We start from the raw sequence: 2,759 nt of genomic DNA, 5'->3' as shown, positions 1-2,759 counted from the left end.
GGAGTGGGTATGAACGTTGAGACAATCGATCGTCTGATGATGGCCCACTGCATCGACCTTTCGAAGTCGTCCGGCAAAGTGGGTGAGTATCCATATGCCGCAGTGATCTGCCGCGATGGCGTGATCGTGGCCGAGTCGATCAACAGGGTCACGCATGACGGCGACGTGACGCGGCATGCCGAAGTGGTGGCCATCTCGCAAGCGCAGAAAACGCTCGGCACCGTGAGCCTTGAAGACTGCGAGATCTACGCGAATGCGGAGCCTTGCGTCTTTTGCTGCTACGCGATCCGTGAGAGCCGTATCCGCCGCGTGGTCTACGGCTTGAGTTCCCCGCACATGGGCGGCGTGTCGAAGTGGAACGTTCTGGGCGACACGGACATTTCCAGTGCAATGCCGGAAGTGTTCGCGCCTCCCCCAGAGATCGTCTCCGGGTACATGGCGAAAGACGCGGAGCAGGCGCTAATCGACTGGAACCCACTGATCGCCGGGATCATTAGACAGCGCGGCCTGTTTGGTGCGGCACCGCGGGTCATCACCGAGGTCATGCACGAGCAGGCTCCGGGCCTTCGCGGTCGCGTGCTTCGATTCCTACGCCGCAACCTCTTTGACTATTTCGGCCGCCGCTAACTGTCCCGTGTGTGTGTACCGAAAACTTCACCCGGTGATCTTTGCTGGCGAATTTCCCTGTTTCCGCTAGAAAATTCCCTGTTCTTGCAAATTTTTTCCCTGTTAAATTGAGTAGGGAAGTGTACGAAAAGCTGCTGCGGCACAGTAGTTTCTCGCAGAGGAATTGTCCTTTAGTGCCCCGGAATTGAAAAATTCCCTGTAAAATTCCCTGTTAGCAGGGAATTCGCGTGGAGACAGGTGCGATCAGCACTTGCGTCGCCAGCCACCCATACAAGCGTTCGGCAAATAACAGATCGTACCGGCGATGCGCGCTCCACCTCTCGGATCTGGAACAAAAGATGCCAAATATGATTCCGCCCCTGGGGGTAGTTTCAAATTGCATAACGTCTAATCGGCGCAGCTGCGGTTGCGGGGAACGGTCCACCTTGTGGGGCTTCGTTCTACTCGTACTCTTACGCAAACGATCTTTATCGCCTCATTAATGTACGTTGGTCTGATCGATATGGAATGCCGGACCCTGATGTTACACCAACCAAGTCCGCATTTCCTGATCCGAATTGCGTTGACGGTGCGATCCTTCGCTTAGAAATGGACCACCGGACGCTCGCGTTGGAGGCGCGCGTGATGGATAAATTCGAGAAAAACAAGGTGGCTCCGAAGATGCTCATTGCCGACGACGATCCCTGTGTTCTAAGGGCAGTCACCGACCGATGCACCCGGATGGGCTTCGACGTTCAAACCGCGTCCAGCGGACTCCAGGCCCTGATCAAGGCCAGTCAACACCAGCCCGACATTCTCGTCATTGACGTCCACATGCCTGAGGTGGATGGCCTTTCGGTTTTAACGTACCTGCGGGATATCGCGAAAAAGTCACTCCATGTAATCGTGGTTACGGGGCATCCCGGTCAGGAAATTGTCAACAGATGCAAAGAATTCGACGCCTCCTACATCCACAAGGGACATAACTTTTGGAGCGAATTCGAGGCCAGCCTTATCGAGATATGGCCCCAAAGGGCAGTTGCAATAAAGCAATCGGGTAAGCGGTGGGTGAAAATCGAAGTGAGGAAACGACCGCGAGTCCTGTTGGTGGACGACGACGTGAGTGTCAAGAAATTCCTCTTCTGGCGATTCGAAAAACTAGGCGCGGAGCTTCTGTACGCTGCCGATGGCATGCAGGGTTTCTGGATGGCGCGGCGCCAGGAACCGACCGTCATCGTCTCTGATTACTGCATGCCGAACGGCGATGCAGAATATCTCCTGACCAGATTGCGGAACGTACCGGAGACCCGCAACATCCCGGTCATTGTGCAGAGCGGGCGGCGCCTCAACGACGCGATCAAACAAAGGTTGCGGCGGGAGATTTGCGGTCAACCAGGCGCGGCGCGGATCTTGCGAAAATCCGCTGACGCCCGGGAATTATTCGAAGTGCTGCAAAGACTTTGTGGCTTCGCCAGTGACCTGGACGGTGAATTGCTCTACCAGTGAGTGCCTGAAGGTATCCGCCATTTAGCCGCGTGCGATCCGCAACGATCTCGTCCGATGACCTTCCAGACGCGGGCGAATGCAATCGCGGAGTCTCGTTATGATACCAAGTTGCGCATCGGTTCTCCGCAATTGTTCTGCGAAAGTTTGGACCGAACCCCTGTAAAAATCCGGATGCACGGCGGACCGCTCGACCAAGGGTGTTGTAGCTCTCCAAGCCCTATCGCAAATCCGCACTCGCCGGCGTGGCGCGTCTGACGCTGGGTGATTCCGCCGCCGTAAGCTTTGATCCGGGACCTATCCCCCGCGCTGATACATCAATCGTAATTCCGATGTGGCGACAACCCGTAAATGTTCCAGCGCCTTCTTCAGGCTGAGAGCTTCCTCTTCGGTTAGTCCGCGGCTTTCGTGATGCGCCTGCATCAAGGTCGCTTCGGCGAAGTGCGCAGCCTCCCCGGTGGCGGAGAAACCGACCGTTGGCCCGATGCCGCAGATGCCGTGCAAGTGTCGATAGGATTCCGAGATGTGTTTGACCGCACCATCGTCGCTGCGAAACATCAGGCCCGCCGAGACGATTGCGTCTTCGATCTTGCTCCCGAGAGTAGTTGCAAAGCGATGACGGACTTTGGCAAGGCGGATTTCGAATTGAT

The 2,759-nt window shown here is 56.2% G+C and carries 3 protein-coding genes; 2 read left to right on the top strand and 1 reads right to left on the bottom strand.

What is annotated here, in order from left to right:
• On the top strand, positions 1-627 hold a 627-nt coding region (locus E8A46_RS01005; RefSeq protein ID WP_363250825.1), incomplete at its 5' end, for a nucleoside deaminase.
• A gap of 507 nt (positions 628-1,134) precedes the next feature.
• A complete protein-coding gene (locus tag E8A46_RS01000; protein WP_291556256.1) occupies positions 1,135-2,112 on the top strand; it encodes a response regulator in 978 nt (325 codons plus the stop codon).
• Positions 2,113-2,406: 294 nt separating this feature from the next.
• Here E8A46_RS01000 and E8A46_RS00995 read toward each other — a convergent pair.
• A partial coding sequence (locus tag E8A46_RS00995; RefSeq protein ID WP_291556254.1) for a hypothetical protein occupies positions 2,407-2,759 on the bottom strand: 353 nt, incomplete at its 5' end.

The organism is Bradyrhizobium sp. (assembly GCF_004799445.1).
Lineage (GTDB): Bacteria > Pseudomonadota > Alphaproteobacteria > Rhizobiales > Xanthobacteraceae > Bradyrhizobium.
This window is presented reverse-complemented; position numbering and strand designations above follow the sequence as displayed.

Bases quoted from the DNA above. Each gene is read 5' to 3' on its own strand.
- E8A46_RS01000 (WP_291556256.1), top strand. From the start codon at position 1,135: ATGCCGGACCCTGATGTTACACCAACCAAGTCCGCATTTCCTGATCCG.